Here is an 18,110-nt window from a genome sequence, read left to right on the forward strand (position 1 = left end):
CACCGATGCGAATTATCTGATCAAGGAAGTACGAATAGGAGCCTAGAGGTAACGAAGCTCCAAGGTTGCGTGACCGTCCAACTCGATTTTACTGCCCACATCGAGCGCGGACTTTTTATTAATAAAGGTGATAATCTGAATATTCCCCGATACCGAATTAACCTTAAGTGGTGTTTGCGCTCCTGAACCACCCCACCAGGCAATGACATCGCCGCCTTGACCCAACGCGTTGCTTCGATAGTTCGTCCATGTATTGCCATTGTCTGCGGAAGTCAATGTACGGACGGTTCGCCCATCAGCAATAGAGTTTTGAACATGTACGGCATAACCCCCTATTTTTTGTCCTTTGGACGACACACCCAATCTATAGTTGTAGTTATCAGTGTAGCCTTGGTCTATTGAGCTAACGATACCTGGAACTTTGCTGGATGAACGATTATCCACTGCCTTGAGCCCAACCGCAGTGAGTGCAGTTCCCTCGCATTTAACAGCGAACGGCGTAGACTTCGCCGTCAAACGCGTATACTGAGTTTCGCTTAGGCTCGACGGCCGGATATCACCATAATCGAAAACAGCATTAGTCATTGTAAAACTGCAACTGGCAGGAACAATGGCCCCCTTTACGCGCAACTCTGAGGCCTGAGCACTCAGACTAGCCACCGAAAGCACCATACCTGCCACCAAAACAAACTTTACTTTCATGATCTTACATCCTGCATAGACATAGAAATGGATTCGCCAGCAAAAAACCAATATCGCTCATCACTAAAACTGCCGACACAACAACTATCGGAAATAACACAGCTCTAGCGCAGGCTGCTTGCCATTGAACTCATAGTGTTAAACTGCAACGGGCGGGGCCATTAATACCCTTCACTCGTAGATTGGCTGCTTCGACGCTTAAATCTACAGCAGCCAGAAGCAGTCCCGCCGGCACTGACACTTTGCTCTTCATCTGAGCACCTTAATTTCCTGAGCATGTAAAAACAGCACCTATAGTCAGCGATGTGAGGTGTTCACTTGTTGAACCCCACACGCACGACTACCCCCTTGTACAAGCCCTGAGCGACAAATAATTACCGCCACGGCTTAATTGCCGACCGGCAGTATCGGCGCCACACATAAATAATTAAGCCGGAAAAATACCTCAATCAACGTAAGACAGCTCTGCGAAAACGGCTCACATTTAGATTGTTTACTGTAGGAGCAAACACAAAAAACCAAGACAAATATGCATACACATGTAGGACTAAGTTGACCATCCAGAAATTACGCACACTGCAAGTTATGAACTACAGCGACTCCTGACCCAATAACACAGCTATCGCAACCACCTCCTACAAGCGGCATTCACAATTTCTGATGAGTGATTGGGGAAAATTCCTCTGGCACTACGCGTTGGCGCCAGCCGTCGATCGTGGCACGATGGCAAGGTTATCGACCGAGACCCCCAAACCATGCCGCAATCCCAAGCCAAGAATCTGTCCTTGATCGCCGCCATCGACCTGGGCTCCAACAGCTTTCATATGGTCGTGGCCAAGGCCCAGAACGGCGAGATCCGCATCCTTGAGCGGCTCGGCGAGAAGGTGCAACTGGCCGCCGGGATCGACGACGAGCGCAAGCTCAATGAAGAATCCATGCAGCGCGGGCTCGATTGCCTCAAGCGTTTCGCGCAACTGATCAACGGCATGCCCCCTGGCGCGGTGCGTATCGTTGGTACCAACGCCTTGCGCGAAGCGCGCAACCGCAACGAATTCATCCATCGCGCCGAGGAAATCCTCGGGCATCCGGTGGAAGTCATCTCGGGCCGTGAAGAGGCACGCCTGATCTACCTCGGCGTGTCCCACACCCTGGCCGACACGCCCGGCAAACGCCTGGTGGCGGACATTGGCGGTGGCAGCACCGAGTTCATCATCGGCCAGCGTTTCGAACCGCTACTGCGTGAAAGCCTGCAGATGGGATGCGTGAGCTTCACCCAGCGTTATTTCAAGGATGGCAAGATCACCCCGGCGCGTTATGCCCAGGCCTACACCGCAGCGCGCCTGGAAATCATGAGCATTGAACATGCCTTGCACCGCCTGACCTGGGATGAAGCCATCGGCTCGTCCGGCACCATCCGTGCCATTGGCCTGGCCTTGAAGGCCGGTGGCCATGGCACCGGTGAGGTGAACGCCGAAGGCCTGGCGTGGCTCAAGCGCAAGCTGTTCAAGCTGGGGGATGCAGAGAAAATCGACTTCGACGGCATCAAGCCCGACCGTCGCGCCATTTTCCCTGCGGGCCTGGCGATTCTCGAAGCCATCTTTGACGCCCTCGAACTGCAACGCATGGACCACTGTGACGGCGCCCTGCGCGAAGGTGTGCTCTACGACCTGCTGGGCCGGCACCACCATGAAGACGTGCGAGAGCGCACCCTCAGCTCGCTGATGGAGCGTTATCACGTCGACCTGGAGCAAGCCGCCCGCGTCGAGCGCAAAGCCTTGCACGCCTTCGACCAGGTGGCCGAGGACTGGGACCTGGAGGACGGCGTCTGGCGCGAGTTACTCGGCTGGGCAGCCAAGGTGCATGAGGTCGGCCTGGACATCGCCCACTACCATTATCACAAGCACGGCGCGTACTTGATCGAACACTCGGACCTGGCCGGTTTCTCCCGGGAAGACCAACAGATGCTCGCGCTGCTGGTACGCGGCCATCGTCGCAATATTCCCAAGGACAAGTTTGCCGAGTTCGGTAAAGACGGCATCAAGCTGATCCGCCTGTGTGCGCTGCTGCGCTTTGCAATCCTGTTCCACCACATCCGCGGCACCCAGGAAATGCCCCAGGTCAAACTGCACGCCGATGGCGATAGCCTGGAAGTGATGTTCCCCAAAGGCTGGCTGGATGAAAACCAGCTGACCCAGGCGGACTTCGCCCAGGAAGCGGAATGGCTGACGCGGGTAGGGTTCAGCCTGAACCTGCGCTAAGCAAATCTAAAAGCATTCTGCAAAACAAATGTGGGAGCGGGCTTGCCCGCTCCCACATGGAATTGCGTATGCCTGGGCTAGTTCACCGTCAGAATCGGGCTACCCAACTTCTCCAGCAACGTCGCCTGCGCGCTGCGCGGGTTCTGGTTGCCGGTCGGCGTGTTACGCACGTAGCGCCCATCCGACTGCAGGCTCCAGCTATGGGTGTTGTCGGTCAGGTAGCTTTCCAGCTCCTTCTTGACGCGCATGATCAGCTTCTTGCCTTCCACCGGGAAGCAGGTCTCCACACGCTTGTCGAGGTTGCGTTCCATCCAGTCGGCGCTGGAGAGGAACATCTGCTCTTCGCCGCCGTTGAGGAAGTAGAACACGCGTGTGTGCTCCAGGAAGCGGCCGATGATCGAGCGCACGTGGATGTTATGCGACACGCCCACAATGCCGGGGCGCAGGCAGCACATGCCACGCACCACCAGGTCGATGCGCACACCGGACTGGCTGGCCTTGTACAGCGCGCGAATGATCTTCGGGTCGGTCAGCGAGTTGAACTTGGCGATGATGTGCGCCGGTTTGCCGTCGAGGGCAAACTGGGTCTCACGGGCAATCATGTCGAGCATGCCCTTCTTGAGCGTGAACGGCGCGTGCAACAGCTTCTTCATGCGCAGAGTCTTGCCCATGCCGATCAACTGGCTGAACAACTTGCCGACGTCTTCGCACAGCGCGTCGTCGGACGTCAGCAAGCTGTAATCGGTGTAGAGCTTGGCGTTGCCGGCGTGATAGTTGCCGGTGCCCAAGTGGGCGTAGCGCACGATCTCACCGGCTTCACGGCGCAGGATCAGCATCATCTTGGCATGGGTCTTGAAGCCGACCACGCCGTAGATCACCACCGCACCGGCCGCTTGCAGGCGGCTGGCCAGTTGCAGGTTGGACTCTTCGTCGAAACGCGCACGCAACTCGATCACCGCGGTGACTTCCTTGCCATTACGTGCCGCATCCACCAGCGCATCGACGATTTCCGAGTTGGCACCGCTGCGGTACAGAGTCTGGCGCACGGCCAGGACATGCGGGTCTTTGGCGGCCTGGCGCAACAGGTCGACCACCGGGGTGAACGACTCGAAGGGGTGCAGCAGCAGGATGTCCTGCTTGCTCACCACGCTGAAGATGTTCTCGCTGTTTTGCAACAGTTTCGGGATCTGCGGGGTGAACGGCTTGTATTGCAGCTCAGGATGGCTGTCCAAGCCGGTGATGCTGAACAGGCGCGTCAGGTTTACGGGGCCGTTGACCTGGTACAGCTCCGATTCTGCCAGGTTGAACTGCTTGAGCAGGTAGTCCGACAAATGTTTCGGGCAGGTGTCCGCCACTTCCAGGCGCACCGCATCGCCATAGCGCCGCGAGAACAGTTCGCCGCGCAGGGCACGGGCCAAGTCTTCGACGTCTTCGGAGTCCAACGCCAGGTCGGCGTTACGAGTCAGGCGGAACTGGTAGCAGCCCTTGACCTTCATGCCCTGGAACAGGTCATCGGCGTGCGCGTGGATCATCGACGACAGGAATACATAGTTGTCGCCAGCGCCCCCTACCTCTTCCGGTACCTTGATGATCCGAGGCAACAGACGCGGCGCTGGAATGATCGCCAGGCCCGAATCGCGGCCGAAAGCGTCGATACCTTCGAGTTCGACGATGAAGTTGAGGCTCTTGTTCACCAGCAAGGGGAACGGGTGCGTCGGGTCGAGGCCGATAGGCGTGATGATCGGCGAAATCTCGTCCCGGAAGTAACGGCGCACCCAGGTCTTGATCTTGGCGGTCCAGTGACGACGACGAATGAAGCGGACCTGATGCTTTTCCAGCTCCGGCAGCAGGATGTCATTGAGGATCGCGTACTGGCGGTCCACATGGCCGTGTACCAGCTCACTGATGCGCGCCAGGGCCTGGTGCGGTTGCAGGCCGTCGGCACCGGCTTGTTCACGGGCGAAGGTGATCTGCTTCTTGAGGCCGGCAACACGGATCTCGAAGAACTCGTCCAGGTTGCTGGAGAAAATCAGCAGGAATTTCAGCCGTTCCAGCAAGGGGTAGGACTCATCCAGCGCCTGCTCGAGCACGCGGATGTTGAATTGCAGTTGTGACAACTCGCGGTGGATGTACAGGCTGCTGTCATCCAGGTTGGTGACCACTGGCACTGGCGCCGGCGCAGGTGCTTCGGCCACCACCGCAGGCGGTGCAGGCTCCAGCTCCGGCGGGGTCTGGGCGACTTGTTCAACCACCGGGTGAGCGTCTTTTACGGCAACTTCTGAGAGTCCTTCGGTATTCATCGAGTGTTCCTGTGAGGGCTATTGTTGCTCTCTAAGCAATTGGGCGGCGCGGGCGGCGAAGTAGGTCAGAATGCCATCAGCGCCGGCACGTTTAAAGGCAGTCAGGGATTCGAGGATCACCCCTTCACTCAACCAACCATTCTGGATTGCCGCCATGTGCATGGCGTATTCACCGCTGACCTGATAGACAAAGGTCGGCACTTTGAATTCCTCTTTGACCCGGTAAAGAATGTCCAGGTAAGGCATCCCCGGCTTGACCATCACCATATCGGCGCCTTCGGCCAGGTCGGCGGCCACTTCGTGCAGGGCTTCCTGGCTGTTGGCCGGGTCCATCTGGTACGAGGCCTTGTTGGCCTTGCCCAGGTTCAGCGCCGAGCCTACCGCATCGCGGAATGGGCCGTAGTAGGCGCTGGCGTATTTGGCCGAGTAGGCCATGATCCGCACATTGACGTGACCGGCCAGCTCAAGGGCTTCGCGAATCGCCTGGATGCGCCCGTCCATCATGTCCGACGGTGCAACCACCTGGGCGCCCGCAGCCGCGTGGGACAACGCCTGCTTGACCAGTGCATCGACGGTGATGTCGTTCTGAACATAACCGTCTTCGTCAAGAATGCCATCCTGGCCGTGGGTGGTGAAAGGGTCCAGGGCCACGTCGGTGATCACGCCCAGCTCCGGGAAACGCTCGCGCAGGGCACGGGTGGCACGCTGGGCAATCCCCTGGGGGTTCCAGGCTTCGGCGGCGTCCAGGGTCTTGAGTTCGGCCGGGGTCACCGGGAACAGCGCCAGCGCCGGGATGCCCAATTCGACCCACTTCGCCGCCTCTTCAAGCAACAGGTCAATGGTCAGACGCTCCACACCCGGCATCGACGCCACCGCTTCCCGGCGATTTTCACCGTCGAGCACGAAAACCGGCAGGATCAGATCATTCGTGGTCAGTACATTTTCACGTACCAGGCGACGAGAAAAATCATCACGACGATTGCGACGCAGACGGGTGGCGGGGAACAGGCGATTGGCAGGGGTAAAGCTCACGACAGACTCCTGAGCCCGTGTTTACGGGCGAGCGTTGCAGTTATAAGCGGCCATTATGACGAATGAATGACAGTTGTGCTTATCGACACGACCTGTAGTCCCATTCGTCATTTGCGTAGGAATTGTTCACTTCGTGACACATCTCGATACTTTCATGAATCTTCGTGAAGGCGTAGGCTGCGCGTTCATTTCGCCAGCACCCTAGACCATGCTTCAACAATTTCTGCATGACTTCGGCTACTTTGCCCTCTTTCTCGGCACGTTCTTTGAAGGCGAGACCATCCTTGTACTCGCAGGCTTCCTGGCGTTCCGTGGCTACATGGATATCAACCTGGTGGTGGTCGTTGCCTTTTTTGGCAGCTACGCCGGCGACCAGCTCTGGTACTACATGGGGCGCAAGCACGGCCGCAAGTTGCTGGCGCGCAAGCCGCGCTGGCAACTGATGGGCGACAAGGCACTGGAACATATCCGCAAGCATCCGGATATCTGGGTATTGAGTTTCCGCTTCGTATACGGCTTGCGCACGGTGATGCCCGTGGCGATTGGCCTGTCTGGCTACCCACCGTTGCGCTACCTGGTTCTGAACGGTATTGGCGCGGCGATCTGGGCCGCGGCACTGGGGGCGGCAGCCTATCACTTCGGCGCGGTGCTGGAAGGGATGCTCGGCAGCGTCAAGAAATACGAGTTGTGGGTATTGGGCGCCTTGCTGGTGCTGGGCTTTGGCCTGTGGCTGCGCCGTCGCTTCAAGAATGCCCGCATCGCCCGCCAAGCCTGTGCCGAGGCCAAGGCTCGGCTGGCTAACGAGCCAGCCTCGGTCGAAACGCCTAAGACACCAGCCGAGTAAGCCGGCTTCTGCAACAGTAGAGGCCGATGATGCTGAGCAGGCTGTAACTCGCCAGGCCCAGCCAGCCCAGGTTGCTGGCGGACCACAACCCCACCAGCGGCGCCAGCCATACCAACGGAACATTCAGCGCCAGGCGCGCCAGCTCGGCCTTCAGCGCCCATGGGCGATTCTCCAGCGCCACGCCCAGGGTAAACAACCCCAGCGCCATCGTGCCCCAGCCAAGGACCAGCGCCGTGGAGGGCAAGCCCTCACCGAAATTCATCAGATAACTGCCAAACCCTACATAGGCCGCAAACTGCAAGGCGATGTAGACCTGTTGGCGCACATCCAGCGGGACCTCGAATTTGCGGAACTGACTCAGGTCCGGCTTGGCCATCGGGTACTTGGCCTTGACGTCCGCCGGGCGCCAGCCGGTGCGCATGAACCAGATACGCAGCTTGTCCCACCAACGCTCAGTACGCCGGGCGTCACTCCAGAGTTGCGCATAAAACTGCAGGTTGGCCCACAGCGGGTTCCAGCTGGCCAAGGGTGTGGTCACACCGAAAATCACCGGTTCGTTATCGTCTTCCTCCTGGAAGGTACCGAACAGTCGGTCCCAAATAATGAACACCCCGCCGTAGTTGCGATCCATGTAGAGAGCGTTCTGCGCATGGTGGGCCCGATGATTGGACGGTGTGACGAAAAACCATTCGAACCAGCCAAGCTTGGGAACATGGCGTGTATGGACCCAGAATTGATAAAGCAGGTTGAGCGACGCCACGCTGATAAACACCACCAGCGGCACACCAACCACCGCCAGGGGCAAGTAGAAGATCCAGCTCAGCAGGAAACCGGTGCTGGTCTGGCGCAAAGCGGTGCTGAGGTTGTAGTCCTCGCTCTGGTGATGCACCGAATGCGCGGCCCACAGGATGTTGCGCTCATGACCCATGCGGTGCAGCCAGTAGTAGCAGAAGTCATAGAACACAAAGGCAAACACCCAGGTCCAGGCACTCTGGGCCGACAATTCGAACAGCGCCAGGTGCTTGAGGGCGAACGCGTAAGTCAGCAGGCCCACGCCCTTGGTGAGCAAGCCTGTGGTGGTGGACAGCACTCCGGTGCTAAGGCTGTTGATGGCATCCGCCACTCGGTAGTTGCGCACGCCACGCCAACGGTCGGCCAGCAACTCCACCACGATCAGGGCAATAAAAAACGGTACTGCGTAAGGCACAAAGTCCATGGGCTAGTCCGGTCTATTTTTGTTACATCAAGATTAGGTGCAGCGACGTGAGTTCCCATTGGCAAGAGGTTACAAATTAGTAGACATTTAACGCCATGAATCAGGAGAAATGCCCATGAGCAAAAAGATTGCAGTGATCCTTTCCGGCTGTGGCGTGTACGACGGCGCAGAGATCCATGAAAGCGTGATCACCCTGCTGCGCCTGGACCAGCGCGGCGCTCAAGTGGAATGCTTTGCACCCGACGTAGCGCAGTTGCACGTGATCAACCACCTCACGGGCGAGGAAATGCCCGAATCGCGCAATGTGCTGGTGGAATCCGCGCGCATCGCTCGAGGCGCCGTGAAGGATATTGGCCAAGCCAACGCCGCAGACTTTGACGCGCTGATCGTGCCGGGCGGTTTTGGCGCGGCCAAGAACTTGTCGAACTTTGCCGTGGAAGGCGCCGGCTGCAGCATCAACCCCCAGGTACTGGCACTGGCTGAAGCCTTTGCCGAAGCGGGCAAGCCGGTGGGTTTGATCTGCATTTCGCCGGCCCTGGCCGCCAAGATCTACGGCCCTGGCGTGACCTGCACCATCGGCAACGATGCCAGCACCGCCGCAGCCCTGGACAAGATGGGCGCCACCCACGTCGAATGCACCGTGGAGGACATCGTCGAGGACCAGGCGCGCAAGCTGGTGAGTACACCGGCCTACATGCTGGGCAAGAACATCAGCGAGGTGGCGTCCGGCATCAACAAGCTGGTGGATCGGGTGCTGGAGTTGACCCACGAGAACGACTGATGGGGATGCAGCTGTGGCGAGGGAACTTGCTCCCGCTGGGTGGCGAAGCCGCCCCATCTAAGCTGACGCGGTGATTCAGATAAAACACTGACGACGGCTTTGGGGCTGCTACGCAGCCCAGCGGGAGCAAGCTCCCTCGCCACAGGTCAGGCTGGCTTCATCAAGCGGGTAAGGATTCGGTCCAGCGCATTGGCAAACGCCTGCTTGTCCTTTTCGCTGTGGGGCGGCGGGCCGCCGCCCATCTGGCCTTGCTCGCGCAGGTCGGTAAACAGGTTACGCACCGCCAACCGCTCGCTCATGTTCGCCGGGCTGAATTCCTTGCCACGCGGGTCAAGGGCCGTCACGCCCTTCTTCACCAGGCGGTCGGCCAAGGGCACGTCGCTGCAAATCACCAGTTCGCCAGGCACGGCGTGCTCCACCAGGTAATCATCTGCGGCATCCGGCCCGCTGGGCACTACGATCAACTTCACACAGGCAAAGCTCGGTTTGATCTGGCTTTGCCCTGCCACCAGTACCACCTCAAACTGGCGCTTGAGAGCGAACTTCACCACTTGGTCCTTGGCCGCCCGAGGGCAGGCGTCGGCGTCGATCCACACGCGCATGCTACGCCGCCGCCCGGCGCTTTTCGGTCAGGCGGCTACGGCCATACAACACCACAATCGCCAGGATCGCCACGGCCTGTGCCCCCAACGAGTACGCATCGGCGTGGATGCCCAGCCAGTCGAAGTCAAAGAACGCCACCGGCCGCGTGCCGAAAATGCCCGCTTCCTGCAAGGCTTTCACACCGTGCCCGGCGAACACCACCGACAGCGCACACAGCAACGCGGCGTTGATGCCGAAGAACAGCGCCAGGGGCAACTTCGCCGAACCGCGCAGGATCACCCAGGCCAGGCCCACCAGCAGCACCAGCGCCGTGGCACCACCGGCCAGCACCGCGTTGTGCCCGGCAGGGCCGGCCTGCAGCCACAGGGTTTCGTAAAACAGGATCACTTCGAACAGCTCGCGATACACCGAGAAGAACGCCAGCACGGCAAAACCGAAACGCCCACCGCCGCCCACCAGGCTGCTCTTGATGTAGTCCTGCCAGGCCGCCGCGTGACGCCGGTCGTGCATCCACACGCCGAGCCACAGCACCATGACACTGGCAAACAACGCCGTGCAGCCTTCAAGCAATTCACGCTGGGCACCGCTGACGTCAATGACATAGGCCGCCAAGGCCCAGGTACCCAAACCTGCCAACAGCGCCAGGCCCCAGCCGACGTTGACGCTGCGCACCGCCGATTGCTGGCCGGTGTTACGCAGGAAGGCGAGGATCGCGGCCAGCACCAGAATCGCTTCCAGGCCTTCACGCAGCAGGATCAGCAAGCCGGAGATATAGCTCAACGACCAGCTCAGGCCATCGCCGCCCAGCAAACCAGCCGATTCAGTGAGTTTGCCTTTGGCTGCATCCAAGCGCTGCTGCACCTGCTCGATAGGCAAGCCGTCCTGCAACGATTGCCGATAGGCCATCAGGGCCTTCTCGGTGTCTTTGCGCACATTGGCATCGACGTTATCCAGGGAGCTTTCCACCAGCTCGAAGCCTTCCAGGTAGGCAGCGACGGATAGATCGTAAGCCTGCTCGTGGTCGCCGTTGCGGAACGCCGCGAGGCTCTTGTCCAGGGTGGCGGCAGTGTAGTCGAGCAACTGCGCGGGGCCACGCTGAACCTGCGGCGGCTGTGCACGCTGGGCGCGGAACGTCGCCGCAGCGCCAGGGCCGTCAGCGGCGAGCACTTCATTGGGGGTCTGGCGCGCCAGGTCGGCAAGGTTGAACGTCTGCTCGCCTTTGGCAGCGGCCGGGTCGGCCGTGAAGCCGGCGATATAGGTTGCCAGGTCCCAACGCTGGCGGTCGTCCAGTTGGTCAGCGAACGACGGCATGTCGGTGCCTTCAACGCCCAGGCCGAGGGTGTTGTAGATCGCGTAGAGGCTCAGGCGGTCCAGGCGCGTTGCATCGCGCAGGTTAGCGGGGGGCGGCGTCATGCCCATGCCTGCCGGGCCATCGCCGGCGCCCGCTGTGCCGTGGCACACGGAACAATGCTGGGCGTAGAGCGGCGCGCCGCGCGTCGGGTCCGGCGTAATGGCCGGGGCCTGGCTGACTTCATACGCCACGGCCAGCTTGGCGCCCAATTGACGAGCCTGGCGGGCAACGCTCGCGCCGTCCTGATGGGCGGTGACCGCGGCCAGCAGTTCATCAACGCCCTTTATCAGCTCGGCGCGCTCGGGTTTGTCTGGCAACTCCGCCACCAGCCCCTGCAATACCCCGAGAAACTCCACTTGTTCGCGGTATTCCGAATCATCCACCACCTTGCCCGCTTCTACCGTCGGCGGGTAGTCGGCGCCAATGTAGTCGAGCAAATGCAGGGCTTGCGGCGCGCCCTCGGCGGTCGCGGCCGACAGATTGAGGCTGCACGACAGCAATGCCGGCAACAGCAGCCAGGCGAGAAAGCGGAAAGGGGCGGTCATGAATGAATCTCAAGTGGAAATACGAAGTAACACTATTGTTGAGCTTTAATGGATTCGACTCAAGGTGTTATTTCATATCACCCTAAAACCAATGTGGGAGCGGGCTTGCTCGCGAATGCGGTGCTTCAGTCACTATTTTCTTTGACTGATACACCGTATTCGCGAGCAAGCCCGCTCCCACATATTTGAGCCAGTCGCTTGGTCAGGCCGTGGCGCGATGCAGGCTGGCAAGGAAACCGGCAGCGCCGACAAACAAGCCAGCAAAGGTGCGGTTTACACGTTTCTGTTGTTTAGGCGTACGCAACAGGCGCAAGACTTTCGAGGCCAAACCTGTGTAACCCGCCATCACGATCATATCGACGCTGATCATGGTCGCACCAAGGATCAGGTACTGGATCAACAACGGCGCCTGCGGGTTCACGAACTGCGGCAGCACCGCCAGCATGAACACCAACGCCTTGGGGTTGCTGGCGTTGACCAGAAAGCCGCGGAACATCATCGCCATCGGTTTGCCGATCGGGCGTACGGCGGCGTCATCGGTCATGTCCATGGGCAACGCGCGCCATTGCTTGATGGCCAGGTACACAAGATAGGCCACGCCGAACCACTTGATCGCATAGAACGCGGTGGACGATGCCGCCAAAATGGCACCCAGGCCACCCGCTACCACTGCAATCTGCATCGCCAGGCCAAGTTGTAGGCCGATAGCGTTCCAGTAGCCACGCACAAAACCGTACTGTAGGCCGCTAGACATCGAGGCGATGGCACCGGCGCCAGGAGAAAGGGAGATGATCCAACTGGCCAGGAAAAAGGCCAGCCATGTATCGAGAGCCATTGCACACCTCGTAAGGGAGTTAGCGGTTGTGCCTTAAGCTAACTCCAGCGACCAAAGGCTGGCTATAGATATTTACAAGATGTAAACGCTAGCGGTCGCCCGGAAATACGTGGGTTCCCGGCCAACGTCGCACCGAACGCTGGAAGAACAGACTATTGGGCACCTGCACCATCGCGCTGTTGGTCCCGGCTTCCTCGACTTCGATCAGCGTGGTGTAGAGCAAGTTGATCGCCACGACTCGGCCCTTCACGCCCGGCTTGTCGACGGTGTCCACCAACTCGACGATATCACCCAGGCGAAACGGCCCGACGGTAAAGATCAGGATCGCGCACAGCAAGTTGGACAGCACCGACCACATGGCGAAGAACGCCACGGCCGCCACCGCGACAAAGCCGGACAGGGCCGTCCACAACACCGTGGCCGACACACCCAGGCGGCCCAATACAAAGATCAGTGCACTGCCCATGATCAGCCAGCGCAAGCCACCGCGCAGGGGCATCAACAATTGCGGCGGAAACGGGTAGCGCTCACCCAGGCGTGTCAGGCCTTTGGCGACAAAGCGCTGGGCCAGGTAGCCGGCCAGCAGGATCAGCAGGATTTGCACGCCAATCCAGATGGGCTCGATCCATTGCACCGGGACTGGCAATTGCAACGCTTCCATCAGGACAGCGCCTCCAGCTCCGCTTGCAGGGTTTCGAGCAATTCGAGGGCCTCCATCCAGGTTTCCTCCAGTTGCCCCTCGCGCACCTTGAGCTTGGCCTGTTCGGCCAGCAGGTCACGCAGCTCGTCCTTGCGCGCCGCCTCGTACACGGCGCTGTCGCCCAGGCTGGCTTCGATCTTGGCCAGGCGCTCATGCACCTTGCCCAGTTCGGCTTCCAGCTTGTCGGCCTCACGCTTGTGCGGCGCCAACTGCTGGCGCAGCGCGGCGGCAGCCTGGCGCTGGGCTTTCTTGTCGGTCTTGTCCGGGTTGACCGGCGTGTTGCTGGCCGGCGCATTGCGCAGGCGGTATTCCGTCAGCCAGCGCGCGTAATCGTCCAGGTCGCCGTCGAACTCTTCGACCTTACCGTCGGCCACCAGCAGGAAGTTGTCGGTGGTGCTCTTGAGCAGGTGACGGTCGTGAGACACCACCAATACCGCACCGCTGAATTCCTGCAGGGCCATGGTCAGCGCCAGGCGCATTTCCAGGTCCAGGTGGTTGGTCGGTTCGTCGAGCAGCAACAGGTTCGGGCGATCCCACGCGATCAGGGCCAGGGCCAGTCGGGCTTTTTCGCCACCGGAGAAATTCAGCACAGGTTCGTCAATGCGCGCGCCACGGAAGTCGAAACCGCCAAGGAAGTCGCGCAGGGTCTGCTCGCGCTCGGTCGGCGCCAGGCGTTGCAGGTGCAACAGTGGGCTTGCCTTGGCGTCCAGCGAGTCCAATTGGTGCTGGGCGAAGTAACCCACCACCGTGTTCTCGCCACGGGTCAGGCGGCCGGCCAGCGGCTCAAGCTCACCCGAAAGGTTCTTGATCAGTGTCGACTTGCCTGCGCCGTTCGGGCCGAGCAAACCGATGCGTGCGCCCGGCGTAAGCTGCAGCTTGACCTTCTCCAGGATGGTTTTGTCGCCATAGCCCAGGCGAGCATCCGAGAGGTCCAACAGCGGGCTGGAGATCTTCACCGACTCACGGAAGACAAAGTCGAACGGCGAATCGACGTGGGCCGCCGACAGCTCTTCCATGCGTTCCAGGGCCTTGATCCGGCTCTGGGCCTGGCGGGCCTTGGTAGCCTGGGCCTTGAACCTTGCGATGTAGCTTTCCATGTGCGCACGTTGCGCCTGTTGCTTTTCAAAGGCCTGTTGCTGCTGGGCCAGGCGTTCGGCGCGAGCGCGTTCGAACGCGGTATAGCCGCCACGGTACAGAGTGATTTTCTTCTGTTCGACATGGGCGATGTTATCGACCACGGCGTCGAGGAAATCCCGGTCGTGGGAAATCAGCAGCAAGGTGCCCTGGTAACTCTTGAGGAAGTCTTCCAGCCACAGGATCGCATCGAGGTCCAAGTGGTTGGTCGGCTCGTCGAGCAGCAACAGGTCCGAGGGGCACATCAGCGCTTGGGCCAGGTTCAGACGCATACGCCAGCCACCGGAGAAGTCGGCGACCGGACGGTCCATCTGTTCGTTGGTAAACCCAAGGCCAGCGAGCATCTTGCGAGCACGGGCGTCGGCGGTATAGCCGTCGGCGCTGTCCAGCTCCGAGTGCAGGCGCGCCTGTGCGGCACCGTCCTGGGCTTTTTCGGCCTCAGCCAGATCGTGCTGCACCTGGCGCAGGCGCAGGTCGCCATCGAGCACGTAGTCGATGGCGATACGGTCCAGGGTGTCGATCTCCTGGCGCATATGGGCAATGCGCCAGTCGGCCGGCAGCAGGCAGTCCCCCGAATCCGGGGTCAGCTCACCCAGCAACAAGGCGAACAACGTGGATTTGCCGGCGCCGTTGGCACCGATCAGGCCGGCTTTGTGACCGGCGTGCAGGGTCAGCTCGGCGTCTTCAAGAAGACGTTGCGGGCCACGCTGTAATGTTAGGCTTTGAAGTCGGATCATAATGGCGGCGGAGTCTACCAGCTTCGTTGGCCGCTGGCTTGGGTGTGAATATGTGCGCTGACCTGTGGAGCTTTGCCCTTTCGACCTACGCCCGCCCGGGCGTGGAGGCCGCTTGCCTGCGCGTGCAGGAGCAAGGGGCAGACGTGTGCCTGTTGTTGTGTGGTGCGTGGCTGGAATGGCGAGGTGTGGCATATAAGCCCGAACGCGTTCAGGCACTGCAGCAGATTGCCCAGCCGTGGCGGGTGCAGGTTGTTGAACCGCTACGACAAATGCGCGTGCAATGGCGGGCCTTGGCCCAGCAGGATGCGCAATTGGCATCGCTACGAGAGCAGGTCAAGACACTGGAACTGGAGGCCGAAAGAACGCTGCTGGCGCGCTTGGAAGCGCTGGCGCAGGCATGGCCGATCAATGAGGTGCCGGGTCAGCAAGAATGGCTTGAAGGCCTGGCGACCGAAGCCGCCAACCTTGACCACGACGCGCTGCTGCAATTGCGCGCCATGGCCACCAACACTTAGGAAGCGCTGGTTGGGGTGGTGCTTGGCGCTACCGGTGCAGGGGTGCTGCTGGCCGATGCAGTTGGAGCGGAGGCTGCTGCCGGAGTGGCAGTGGGTGCTGCTGGAGTAACTGGCTTTGCGGGCGCTGGCTTGGCAGCGGGCTTCGCGGCCGGTTTGGCGGCAGCAGGTTTAGCAACTGGCTTCGCGGCTGGTTTGGCGGCAGCAGGTTTAGCAGCTGGCTTCGCGGCTGGTTTGGCAGCAGCGGGTTTAGCAGCTGGCTTTGCAGCCGGTTTGGCAGCAGCAGGTTTAGCGGCCGGTTTGGCAACTGCCATTTTAGCGACTGGCTTGGCAGTTGGTTTGGCAGCAGCAGTTTTAGCAGCTGGCTTCGCGGCTGGCTTGGCAGCAGCAGTTTTAGCGGCTGGCTTAGCGGCTGGCTTGGCAGCAGCAGTTTTAGCGGCTGGCTTAGCGGCTGGTTTGGCAGCAGCAGTTTTAGCAGCCGGCTTAGCGGCTGGTTTGGCAGCAGCAGTTTTAGCAGCTGGCTTAGCGGCTGGTTTGGCAGCAGCAGTTTTAGCAGCTGGCTTAGCGGCTGGTTTGGCAGCAGCAGTTTTAGCAGCTGGCTTAGCGGCTGGTTTGGCAGCAGCAGTTTTAGCAGCTGGCTTGGCGGCTGGTTTGGCAGCAGCAGTTTTAGCAACCGGCTTCGCGGCTGGTTTCGCAGCAGCGGTTTTAGCGACTGGCTTAGCGGCTACTTTTGCAGGCGCACGAGCACCCAGTGCCTTAGCTACGGCTTCCTTCACACGGCCAACGCCTTGGGCCAGTTTCAGGCTTTCTTGAGCGTCTTTTTTGAGTTGGGAAATATAGCTGCGGGTTTCGGCTTGGCGATCCTTGAGAGCATCCAGCAGCTCTTCAAGTTCTTTGACCGCGCCTTTGGCTTTGGCTTGCGCCTTGGACTTGCCGGCAGTGGCGGCGTCTTGCAGTTTGGTGCGGGACTTGTGCAGTTTTTCTTGCGCTTTACCGCGTTGCTTTTCCAGTTTGGCGAGCAGTTTTTCTGCATCAGCCAAGGCTTGGGAGCACGCGCTTTCCAGATGTTCGAGCAGGCTGCCCGAAAGTTGTTGGAGCAAGTGCAACGGGGTATTTACAGGCTTCTGTTTGGCCGACATGGTTTACCTCCTGGCTGACGTGGGTGCGGCTCATACTAGCCCTCTGCTCTTACCGCCGCTAGGGCATGTTGACAGTATCGTTTGCGTTGCGTTGCAACGTGCGAAAATTCTTATCGATATAACGGAAAACCACGTCACTTTTTACGCAGCCGCACTGGCATAATCCGTCGCACTTTCGCCGGGAGAATGCCCATGTCGCGTTACCTTTTTCTAGTGTTCGGCTTGGCGATCTGCGTGGCCGAAGCAAGCGAGCAACCCTCTTCAAACACCACCGCCGCAACCCCGCACGATCTTGCCTATAGCCTGGGCGCAAGCCTTGGCGAACGGTTGCGCCAGGAAGTCCCCGACCTGCAGATACAGGCCCTGCTCGACGGACTCAAGCAAGCCTACCAAGGCAAGCCACTGGCGCTGGATAACGCGCGCATCGAACAGATCCTCGCGCAGCACGAAGCGCAGAACGCCGCCGACGCCCAACGACCTCAAAGCGAAAAAGCACTCGCTGCCGAGCAGCAATTTCTCTCAAAGGAAAAAGCCACCGTCGGCGTTCGTCAGTTGGCCGATGGGATCCTGCTCACCGAGCTGGCACCGGGCACTGGCAACAAGCCGTTGGCCAGCGATGAAGTGCAGGTGAAATACGTGGGCCGACTGCCTGACGGAACTGTCTTCGACAAAAGTACGCAACCGCAATGGTTTCGCCTCAACAGCGTGATCAGCGGTTGGAGCAGTGCATTGCAACAGATGCCGGTGGGTGCGAAATGGCGGCTGGTGATTCCTTCAGCCCAGGCCTATGGCGCAGACGGCGCAGGTGAGTTGATCCCCCCCTACACGCCGCTGGTGTTCGAAATTGAACTGCTCGGTACTCGCCACTGACCCATAAAAAAACGGTGCGACATGCGCACCGTTTTTTATCTCGCCGCCAAGGGTCAGGCCTGGACAGCAGCCTTTTGTTTGTGGGCCGTGTGCAACACTTCGATCAGGCAATCTTCCAACTCGAAACGCTCATGGAGCAGACCGCCGAGCTCCTTGAATTTTTCAGCAACACACTTGCCTTCATCACACAGATCATTGAAGGCCAGCAGCTTCTCGGTGATCACATCAATGCGCGGGTAAAGGGTTTCGGCCAATTCCAATCCGCGCTTGTCATTGAAGGCTTTCGCTTCGCCGGTCAGTTGCTCATAAACCTCAAAATGACCCGCAGACACGTAGTCCACCAAAGACCCGCAGAATTCTTGCAGAGGCTTTTGCTTCTCAGCCAATGCATCGGGATGGGCACCAAGAGTGTCATAGGCCTGAATCAGTTCGTGGCGCTCCAACAGCCATCTATCGATCAGCTTATGCACCCCACCCCAGCGTTCCTGAGCATTCTGACAACTTTCCAACATGATGATCTCTCTTCCCTATTGGGGCGCCGCAGCTCTGTA

At 59.8% G+C, this 18,110-nt stretch carries 16 protein-coding genes; 5 read left to right on the plus strand and 11 right to left on the minus strand.

The features are described 5' to 3' along the window. Positions 1–42 precede the first annotated feature (42 nt). On the minus strand, positions 43–702 hold the full coding sequence (locus CLM72_RS27305) for a DUF1120 domain-containing protein (RefSeq protein ID WP_105228928.1): 660 nt from the start codon (positions 700–702) through the stop codon (positions 43–45). 755 nt (positions 703–1,457) lie between these two features. Here CLM72_RS27305 and ppx point away from each other — a divergent pair. Further along, positions 1,458–2,960, plus strand: a complete 1,503-nt coding sequence (ppx, locus tag CLM72_RS27310) for an exopolyphosphatase (protein ID WP_003195352.1) — start codon at positions 1,458–1,460, stop codon at positions 2,958–2,960. Positions 2,961–3,037: 77 nt separating this feature from the next. Here ppx and ppk1 read toward each other — a convergent pair whose 3' ends face one another. Further along, a complete protein-coding gene (gene ppk1, locus CLM72_RS27315; RefSeq protein ID WP_054896006.1) occupies positions 3,038–5,260 on the minus strand; it encodes a polyphosphate kinase 1 in 2,223 nt (740 codons plus the stop codon). Positions 5,261–5,278: 18 nt separating this feature from the next. After that, on the minus strand, positions 5,279–6,292 hold the full coding sequence (gene hemB / locus CLM72_RS27320) for a porphobilinogen synthase (protein ID WP_057975313.1): 1,014 nt from the start codon (positions 6,290–6,292) through the stop codon (positions 5,279–5,281). 208 nt (positions 6,293–6,500) lie between these two features. Between hemB and CLM72_RS27325 the strand changes: the two genes are divergently transcribed. Continuing rightward, complete coding sequence (locus CLM72_RS27325) at positions 6,501–7,136, plus strand: DedA family protein (protein ID WP_105228929.1); 636 nt, start codon at positions 6,501–6,503, stop codon at positions 7,134–7,136. Here CLM72_RS27325 and CLM72_RS27330 read toward each other — a convergent pair. Beyond that, complete coding sequence (locus tag CLM72_RS27330) at positions 7,117–8,352, minus strand: sterol desaturase family protein (protein WP_105228930.1); 1,236 nt, start codon at positions 8,350–8,352, stop codon at positions 7,117–7,119. The two genes, CLM72_RS27325 and CLM72_RS27330, sit on opposite strands and share 20 nt — an antisense overlap. A 115-nt stretch (positions 8,353–8,467) precedes the next feature. Here CLM72_RS27330 and elbB point away from each other — a divergent pair, with 115 nt between their 5' ends. After that, positions 8,468–9,133, plus strand: a complete 666-nt coding sequence (elbB, locus tag CLM72_RS27335) for an isoprenoid biosynthesis glyoxalase ElbB (protein ID WP_034129031.1) — start codon at positions 8,468–8,470, stop codon at positions 9,131–9,133. Between the two features lie 146 nt (positions 9,134–9,279). On the opposite strand, the gene CLM72_RS27345 is transcribed toward elbB, so the two are convergent. The 5 genes from CLM72_RS27345 to abc-f all read right to left on the minus strand — a co-directional run bounded on the left by CLM72_RS27345 (position 9,280) and on the right by abc-f (position 15,038). After that, positions 9,280–9,735 carry a YaiI/YqxD family protein gene (locus CLM72_RS27345; RefSeq protein WP_105228932.1) on the minus strand — a complete coding sequence of 152 codons (456 nt, stop codon included), beginning with the start codon at positions 9,733–9,735 and terminating at the stop codon, positions 9,280–9,282. 1 nt (position 9,736) lies between these two features. Beyond that, entirely contained in the window at positions 9,737–11,632 is a 1,896-nt protein-coding gene (locus CLM72_RS27350; protein ID WP_105228933.1) for an FTR1 family protein, read from the minus strand. Between the two features lie 202 nt (positions 11,633–11,834). Beyond that, on the minus strand, positions 11,835–12,467 hold the full coding sequence (locus CLM72_RS27355) for a LysE family transporter (protein ID WP_005792425.1): 633 nt from the start codon (positions 12,465–12,467) through the stop codon (positions 11,835–11,837). An 88-nt stretch (positions 12,468–12,555) separates the two neighbouring features. After that, positions 12,556–13,128: a mechanosensitive ion channel family protein gene (locus CLM72_RS27360; RefSeq protein ID WP_105228934.1), complete on the minus strand. Its 573-nt coding sequence runs from the start codon at positions 13,126–13,128 to the stop codon at positions 12,556–12,558. Next, positions 13,128–15,038, minus strand: a complete 1,911-nt coding sequence (abc-f, locus tag CLM72_RS27365; RefSeq protein WP_014720438.1) for a ribosomal protection-like ABC-F family protein — start codon at positions 15,036–15,038, stop codon at positions 13,128–13,130. Before abc-f ends, CLM72_RS27360 begins: the two co-directional genes overlap by 1 nt. Before the next feature lie 50 nt (positions 15,039–15,088). Here abc-f and CLM72_RS27370 point away from each other — a divergent pair, with 50 nt between their 5' ends. Continuing rightward, positions 15,089–15,553 (plus strand): TIGR02444 family protein, encoded by a 465-nt coding sequence (locus CLM72_RS27370; RefSeq protein WP_177430945.1) that lies wholly within the window; start codon positions 15,089–15,091, stop codon positions 15,551–15,553. Here CLM72_RS27370 and CLM72_RS27375 read toward each other — a convergent pair. Then, positions 15,550–16,689, minus strand: a complete 1,140-nt coding sequence (locus CLM72_RS27375) for an AlgP family protein (protein ID WP_105228936.1) — start codon at positions 16,687–16,689, stop codon at positions 15,550–15,552. The genes CLM72_RS27370 and CLM72_RS27375 overlap by 4 nt on opposite strands. 192 nt (positions 16,690–16,881) lie before the next feature. Here CLM72_RS27375 and CLM72_RS27380 point away from each other — a divergent pair, with 192 nt between their 5' ends. Beyond that, positions 16,882–17,559: an FKBP-type peptidyl-prolyl cis-trans isomerase gene (locus CLM72_RS27380; protein ID WP_105228937.1), complete on the plus strand. Its 678-nt coding sequence runs from the start codon at positions 16,882–16,884 to the stop codon at positions 17,557–17,559. A gap of 53 nt (positions 17,560–17,612) precedes the next feature. Here CLM72_RS27380 and CLM72_RS27385 read toward each other — a convergent pair whose 3' ends face one another. Beyond that, entirely contained in the window at positions 17,613–18,071 is a 459-nt protein-coding gene (locus CLM72_RS27385) for an Rsd/AlgQ family anti-sigma factor (protein WP_034129039.1), read from the minus strand. Between the last annotated feature and the right edge of the window lie 39 nt (positions 18,072–18,110).

It is taken from the genome of Pseudomonas sp. MYb193, assembly GCF_002966775.1.
GTDB classification, from domain to species: Bacteria; Pseudomonadota; Gammaproteobacteria; order Pseudomonadales; family Pseudomonadaceae; genus Aquipseudomonas; species Aquipseudomonas paracarnis.

Bases quoted from the DNA above. Each gene is read 5' to 3' on its own strand.
- ppx (WP_003195352.1), top strand. From the start codon at position 1,458: ATGCCGCAATCCCAAGCCAAGAATCTGTCCTTGATCGCCGCCATCGAC.
- CLM72_RS27305 (WP_105228928.1), bottom strand. From the start codon at position 702: ATGAAAGTAAAGTTTGTTTTGGTGGCAGGTATGGTGCTTTCGGTGGCT.
- CLM72_RS27385 (WP_034129039.1), bottom strand. From the start codon at position 18,071: ATGTTGGAAAGTTGTCAGAATGCTCAGGAACGCTGGGGTGGGGTGCAT.
- CLM72_RS27355 (WP_005792425.1), bottom strand. From the start codon at position 12,467: ATGGCTCTCGATACATGGCTGGCCTTTTTCCTGGCCAGTTGGATCATC.
- CLM72_RS27375 (WP_105228936.1), bottom strand. From the start codon at position 16,689: ATGTCGGCCAAACAGAAGCCTGTAAATACCCCGTTGCACTTGCTCCAA.
- CLM72_RS27350 (WP_105228933.1), bottom strand. From the start codon at position 11,632: ATGACCGCCCCTTTCCGCTTTCTCGCCTGGCTGCTGTTGCCGGCATTG.
- CLM72_RS27370 (WP_177430945.1), top strand. From the start codon at position 15,089: ATGTGCGCTGACCTGTGGAGCTTTGCCCTTTCGACCTACGCCCGCCCG.
- ppk1 (WP_054896006.1), bottom strand. From the start codon at position 5,260: ATGAATACCGAAGGACTCTCAGAAGTTGCCGTAAAAGACGCTCACCCG.
- CLM72_RS27360 (WP_105228934.1), bottom strand. From the start codon at position 13,128: ATGGAAGCGTTGCAATTGCCAGTCCCGGTGCAATGGATCGAGCCCATC.
- CLM72_RS27325 (WP_105228929.1), top strand. From the start codon at position 6,501: ATGCTTCAACAATTTCTGCATGACTTCGGCTACTTTGCCCTCTTTCTC.
- CLM72_RS27330 (WP_105228930.1), bottom strand. From the start codon at position 8,352: ATGGACTTTGTGCCTTACGCAGTACCGTTTTTTATTGCCCTGATCGTG.
- CLM72_RS27380 (WP_105228937.1), top strand. From the start codon at position 16,882: ATGTCGCGTTACCTTTTTCTAGTGTTCGGCTTGGCGATCTGCGTGGCC.
- elbB (WP_034129031.1), top strand. From the start codon at position 8,468: ATGAGCAAAAAGATTGCAGTGATCCTTTCCGGCTGTGGCGTGTACGAC.
- abc-f (WP_014720438.1), bottom strand. From the start codon at position 15,038: ATGATCCGACTTCAAAGCCTAACATTACAGCGTGGCCCGCAACGTCTT.
- CLM72_RS27345 (WP_105228932.1), bottom strand. From the start codon at position 9,735: ATGCGCGTGTGGATCGACGCCGACGCCTGCCCTCGGGCGGCCAAGGAC.